Origin of the sequence: Pseudoduganella buxea (genome assembly GCF_009720835.1) — a bacterium.
In the GTDB taxonomy this organism is placed as follows: Bacteria; Pseudomonadota; Gammaproteobacteria; order Burkholderiales; family Burkholderiaceae_D; genus Rugamonas; species Rugamonas buxea.
This window is the reverse complement of the sequence record NZ_WNKZ01000161.1, coordinates 1-5,949: the sequence shown is the minus strand read 5'-3', so window position 1 is coordinate 5,949 and position 5,949 is coordinate 1. Positions and strand designations below refer to the sequence as shown.

Here is a 5,949-nt window from a genome sequence, read left to right as displayed (position 1 = left end):
GGTGGCCGAGCCGCGGGAGGGCCAGGCCGTCGCCGTCCCGGCCGGCGACATCATCTCCGGCCGCGCCGATGCCTACCGTCGCCTGGCGCAGGTGGCCGACTACCTGGCCGCGACGGAGCCGCACAGTCCCGTGCCGGCGCTGCTGCGCCGGGCCGTCCGTTGGGGCGCCTTGCCATTCGAAGCCCTGATCGCCGAGCTGACCTATAACAACAACGAGATCGGCCAGCTGCTGCTGCGCGCGCCGCTGGACGACTGAGCCCAACGCCCTCATGCCCGACCACTTCGACACCCGCACGACAACCCTGGCGCTGCAGGCCGATGCGCCGCTCGACCGGCTGTTCGTGCACCGCCTGGACGGCACCGAGCTGCGCGACGGCCTGTTCCATTTCGAGCTGGCCTGCAGCGGCCCGGATGCGAACCTGGACCTGGCCGGCGCCATCGGCGGCCACGTCACCATTACCCTGGGCGCGGCCCATGCCGTGCGCCAGGTAGACGGCCGCTGTGCCCGCATTTGCCAGGGACCGGGCGGCATCGAGGGGCCCAGCTACCTGCTGGAGTTGCGCCCGTGGCTGTGGTGGCTGACCCTGCAGTCCGACTACCGCATCTTCCAGGACCGCAGCGTTCCCGAGATCGTGCAGGAAGTGTTCGAAGGCTGCCCGTATGCCGACTTCGAGATGAACCTGGGCGAGACGTATGCCAAGCGCGAGTATTGCGTGCAGTACGGCGAGAGCGACTGCGCCTTCGTCGCCCGCTTGCTGGAGGAAGAAGGCATCGCGTATTACTTCAGGCACGAGGCGGGGCGTCATGTGCTGGTGCTGGACGACGGCTGCGCGCCGGCGCCGGCCTGTCCGGGCGAAGCGTCGATTCCGTTCCGCGCCGGGCAGGTGCAGGGACGGGAACTGCAGGCCGTGCTGTCGGGCGAGGTGGAACTGGCCGCCGGCAGCACGGGCTTTCAGGGCGCGGACTTCAACTTCCTTCATCCTCACCCCCTGGTGGCCAGCGCGCAGGCCGGCAAGGGCGCGGCGCTCAGGCGCGAATACCCGGGCGGCTACGACAAGGAGCCCGTCGGTGCGGCGCTGGTCAAGAAGCGCGTCGACGCCCTCACGGCCGGGGCACGCATGTTTCGCGGCACCAGCGACAGCCGCGCGCTGACCCCAGGCCACCGCTTCACGCTGGCCGACCACCCGCGCGAGGACGCCAATGCCGACTGGGTGCTGCAGCAAGTGGCGCACGAGGCTTCCCACGATGCCTACCGCAACCGTTTCACGGCCCTGCCGGCCGACGGCCGGTACCGGCCGGCGCGCACGACGCCCCGGCCGCGCATCCACGGCACCCAGACGGCGCTGGTGGTGGGCAAGGACGGCGAAGAGGCGTGGACCGACCAGCATGGCCGCATCAAGCTGCAGTTCCACTGGGACCGGCTGGGCAAGAGCGACGAGAACAGCTCGTGCTGGGTGCGCGTGGCGCAGCCTTGGGCCGGCAAGGGCTGGGGCGGCCAGTTCATTCCCCGCATCGGCCAGGAAGTGGTGGTGAGTTTCCTCGACGGCGATCCGGACCGGCCCCTGGTGACGGGCTGCGTCTACAACGGCGAGCAGCCGCCGCCCTTCGCGGTGCCGGCCGAGTGGACCCGCAGCGGCTTTCGGACCAGCTCCGCGCAGGGCGGCTTCAATGCCTTGCGCTTCGACGACAAGGCCGACGCCGAGGAACTGTATCTGCACGCCCAGAAGGACATGAACACGGAGGTGCTGAACGACGCCGCCTGCACGGTGGGCCACGACGAGCGGCGCAAGGTCGGCAACGACCAGAGCGTGGAAGTCAAGGGCAACCGCCGCATCGCGGTCACCGAAGGCGAACTCGTTACCGAGGTGGCCGGGCAGGAGACCCGCACGGTGCAGGGCAGCCGCACCGTCACCGTGCACGGGGCGGAAAAGCATGAGAACAAGGCCGATTTCACGCGGACGGTGGCGGGGGCGTATACGCTGACGGTGACGGGCGACCTTATGATCGATGTTTCCGGTTCGATCACGCTGAAGTCGGGCGGCGCGCTCCAGGTCGAGGCGGGCGCTTCGCTGGCCGGCAAGGCCGGCACGGGCATGGCGCTGGAAGCGGGCACGTCGCTTTCCTGCAAGGCCGGCACGTCGATGAAGCACGAGGCGGGCATGTCGATCGACAGCAAGGCCGGCGCCAGCCACAACATCGACGGCGGCGCCATGCTCGCGCTCAAGGGTGGCCTCGTCAAGGTCAATTGATAAGGACAGGGAGGGACGATGGCGGCACAGGCATTCACCCTGGTCGCGCCGGACGGCACGGTGCGGATGGACGGCGCCATGTGCGACGGCCTGCTCGACGGCGGTCTGCGCATCGCCCTGCACGGCGAGCCGCACGCACTGATGCATTTCGCCGGCGGCGTGCAGCAGGGCGAGTGCGTCATGCTGCACGGGCCGCAGCGCCCGTCCGCGCGCCTGCACTACGTCGACGGCAAGCTCGATGGCAAGGCCGAGTTCTATGCGCCGGAGGGCACCTTGACGCGGCGCACCCATTACCGCGCCGGACTGGTGCACGGCCTGCAGCAGGATTTCTATCCGGATGGCCGCCTGTTCGAATACGGCCACTTCGTGCGGGGCAAGCCGGACGGCACGTGGCAGCGCCTGCACCCGAACGGCGCGGTGGCGGAGCGGCGCTGCTACGCCGCCGGCGTGCTGGTGGGCCCGCCGGAGCGCTTCGACCCGCTTGGGCGGTCGCTGGGCGGGTAGCCATGGCCCTGTGCGTATGCGCCGGCGCCACCCTGCAATGCAGCTTCGGCGTCGCGCCTTCGGCGCTGGCCGTGCTGCCGGCCAATGGCACGATGACGTCAGGCGCGCCGGCGGCCACGATCGCCGACTGCGCGCCCATCGTCAACGTGCCGCCGTTCGCCATGTGTACCAGCATGAGCAACCCCACGGTAATCGCGCTGACGGCGGCGGCGCTGGGCGTGCCCACGCCGGCGCCGTGCATTCCCGTTCCCGCCGGCACCTGGATGCCCGGGGCGCCAGCCCTGCTGATCGGCGGCGTGCCCGCGTTGACGGCCGACTCCAAGCTGATGTGCGCCTGGGGCGGCGCGATCCAGATCCTGATGCCGGGGCAGGCCACCGTGTCCAAGTGATCCTGCCTCGCCGCGTGCGCATTTCACGGCACCGGATGGCGTTTCATGATGTGGGATGAACTTCGTGCTGATTCATGGAAACATATCTCGTTCCGCAAAATGGCATTGCGCATCATGAAATGACGACTGCAAGCCGTTGTTTTTCAACGTTTAAAACATTTCTTTAAACTCTTATATAAGACATAGGAGTTATGCCCGACTTGCTCTATCATGGAGTCATCGGGCGCCAGGTTCTGCAAGCGGACACGGCGCGCCATGCAAGCCAAAAATTTCGATTCACTTATGCCAGGAGCCACATCATGTCCCAGTACCAAACCGATATCGATTCCATCGCCAGCCTGAAAGACAAGGAAGGCAGCGCCTGGAATGCCATCAACCCGGAATCGGCGGCGCGCATGCGTGCCCAGAACCGTTTCAAGACGGGCCTGGACATCGCCCGCTACACGGCCGGCATCATGCGCCGTGACATGGCCGCCTACGATGCCGACCCGTCCAAGTACACCCAGTCGCTGGGTTGCTGGCACGGTTTCATCGGCCAGCAGAAGCTGATCTCGATCAAGAAGCACTTCAACAGCACCGACCGCCGCTACCTGTACCTGTCGGGCTGGATGATCGCCGCGTTGCGTTCGGAGTTCGGCCCGCTGCCGGACCAGTCGATGCACGAGAAGACGGCTGTCGCCGACCTGATCCGCGAGCTGTACACCTTCCTGCGCCAGGCCGATGCCCGTGAGCTGGGCGGCCTGTTCCGCCAGCTGGACGCCGCCAAGGCCGAGGAACGCGCCGCGATCCAGGACAAGATCGACAACTTCGTCACCCACGTGGTGCCCATCATCGCCGACATCGACGCCGGTTTCGGCAATGCCGAGGCGACCTACCTGATGGCCAAGCAGATGATCGAGGCCGGTGCCTGCTGCATCCAGATCGAGAACCAGGTGTCGGACGAGAAGCAGTGCGGCCACCAGGACGGCAAGGTCACCGTGCCCCATGAAGACTTCCTGGCCAAGATCCGCGCCGTGCGTTACGCCTTCCTGGAACTGGGCGTCGACGATGGCCTGATCGTGGCACGTACCGACTCGCTTGGTGCCGGCCTGACCAAGCAGATCGCGTTCACCCGCGAGCCGGGCGACCTGGGCGACCAGTACAACAGCTTCCTGGACGTGGAAGAAGTCACGCTGGACACGATGGGCAACGGCGACGTCGTGCTGAAGCAGGATGGCAAGCTGGTGCGTCCAAAACGCCTGCCGAGCAACCTGTTCCAGTTCCGTCAGGGCACCGGCGAAGCGCGTTGCGTGCTGGACTGCATCACGTCGCTGCAGAACGGCGCCGACCTGCTGTGGATCGAAACGGAAAAACCCCATATCGCCCAGATCGGCGGCATGGTCAAGGAAATCCGCAAGGTCATCCCGAACGCCAAGCTGGTGTACAACAACAGCCCGTCGTTCAACTGGACCCTGAACTTCCGCCAGCAGGTGTACGACGCGATGAAGGCCGAAGGTGCCGACGTGTCCGCCTACGACCGTACCCAGCTGATGAGCGCCGAGTACGACGAGACGGAACTGGCCCGCCAGGCCGACGAGCGCATCCGTACCTTCCAGGCCGATTCGGCACGGGAAGCGGGCATCTTCCACCACCTGATCACCTTGCCGACCTACCATACCGCCGCGCTGTCGACCGACAACCTGGCCAAGGAATACTTCGGCGAGCAGGGCATGCTGGGCTACGTGGCAGGCGTGCAGCGCAAGGAAATCCGCCAGGGCATCGCCTGCGTCAAGCACCAGAACATGTCCGGCTCGGACATCGGCGACGACCACAAGGATTACTTCAGCGGCGAAGCGGCCCTGAAGGCGGGCGGCGCGCACAACACGATGAACCAGTTCTGATGGGAGGCAGGCCCCTGGCCTGCCAACCAGATCCCGCCCCGGTGATGCCGGGGTCAGTAAACGGCGCCGCGTGCGCCGTTTTTGCCGTCAGCGCCACTCCCGTGCCGGGATGCCGGGCACGCCAGCCCGGATGGCGCGGGAAAAATCGGCATCGGCGCCCGGCTGGTGGGCGCGGCCGTTGATATGGCCGCGCCGCTGCAGTTCCCCGAACGGATAGCCCGGCGCGAGCGCGCCGTGGTCGTAGGCGTACTCGGCGAAGTGGCCGGAAGCGAGCAGGCGGTAGTCCAGCGGCAGGTCCGGCGCCACCTGCCGGGCCAGGTCGTACAGGATCGTCGTGCAGTTGCTCGTCAAGGTATTGTAGAACGCTGGCGCGCGCTGAAGGCGGGCCGCCTCGGCCAGGTAGGCCAGGAACACCGTGCGCAGCTGCGCCGGCGTGGCGCGCAGCCGGTACAGGTAGACCTGTTCACCCCGGGCATTGCTGCGGGTGCGGACGATGTCGTGCTCGTCGGCCGCGATCAGCACCGCCTCGAAGCTGCGAAAGAACCCACCCAGCGCGGAGAACGTCTCCTGCCGCTCCTTGCGGATCTCCAGCGAAAACACGAGCCTGCGCCCATCCGTGAAGCCGAACGACACGAGGGTGTGGGCGATATGGGGCCCCATCCAGTACGACATGACGAGGTCGGCCGTGGCCAGCTGGCGCAGGTCGTACTGCCGCGTTTCCCACCGGGGCGTGTAGCGCGTTTCGCTTTCCCAGTCGAAATTGCGCACATTGCGCAGGGTTACCACGTCGCCCCGGACATCGGCGTCCAGCAGCCGGGCCACGTCGTCGGCCCAGTCGCGCCCGTGCGACGGCGCCAGCGACTGCCACCACGCCGCCATCGCCACCACGGCGACGACGCCGGCGACGGCGGCGCCGGCCTTGCGGCA

Annotated in this window: 5 protein-coding genes and 1 pseudogene; 5 read left to right on the top strand and 1 reads right to left on the bottom strand. The window is 67.4% G+C overall.

Annotated features, from left to right (window positions below):
* From GM672_RS28555 to GM672_RS26835, 5 genes and pseudogenes are all read left to right on the top strand, one after another.
* Window positions 1-256 (top strand): annotated as a pseudogene (locus tag GM672_RS28555) (type VI secretion system protein TssA); the annotation flags it as partial.
* 13 nt (window positions 257-269) lie between these two features.
* Window positions 270-2,249: a type VI secretion system Vgr family protein gene (locus tag GM672_RS26850; RefSeq protein WP_155473573.1), complete on the top strand. Its 1,980-nt coding sequence runs from the start codon at window positions 270-272 to the stop codon at window positions 2,247-2,249.
* A gap of 18 nt (window positions 2,250-2,267) precedes the next feature.
* Window positions 2,268-2,753 (top strand): toxin-antitoxin system YwqK family antitoxin, encoded by a 486-nt coding sequence (locus tag GM672_RS26845; RefSeq protein ID WP_155473572.1) that lies wholly within the window; start codon window positions 2,268-2,270, stop codon window positions 2,751-2,753.
* 2 nt (window positions 2,754-2,755) lie between these two features.
* Entirely contained in the window at window positions 2,756-3,142 is a 387-nt protein-coding gene (locus GM672_RS26840; protein ID WP_155473571.1) for a DUF4280 domain-containing protein, read from the top strand.
* Between the two features lie 299 nt (window positions 3,143-3,441).
* Complete coding sequence (locus GM672_RS26835) at window positions 3,442-5,022, top strand: isocitrate lyase (RefSeq protein ID WP_155473570.1); 1,581 nt, start codon at window positions 3,442-3,444, stop codon at window positions 5,020-5,022.
* 87 nt (window positions 5,023-5,109) lie between these two features.
* Here GM672_RS26835 and GM672_RS26830 read toward each other — a convergent pair.
* Window positions 5,110-5,949, bottom strand: an 840-nt coding sequence (locus GM672_RS26830; protein WP_155473569.1) for an Lnb N-terminal periplasmic domain-containing protein, incomplete at its 5' end; no start/stop codon positions are given.

Excerpts from the sequence above, each read along its gene's own strand:
- GM672_RS26850 (WP_155473573.1), top strand. The coding sequence starts at position 270 with ATGCCCGACCACTTCGACACCCGCACGACAACCCTGGCGCTGCAGGCC.
- GM672_RS26845 (WP_155473572.1), top strand. The coding sequence starts at position 2,268 with ATGGCGGCACAGGCATTCACCCTGGTCGCGCCGGACGGCACGGTGCGG.
- GM672_RS26840 (WP_155473571.1), top strand. The coding sequence starts at position 2,756 with ATGGCCCTGTGCGTATGCGCCGGCGCCACCCTGCAATGCAGCTTCGGC.
- GM672_RS26835 (WP_155473570.1), top strand. The coding sequence starts at position 3,442 with ATGTCCCAGTACCAAACCGATATCGATTCCATCGCCAGCCTGAAAGAC.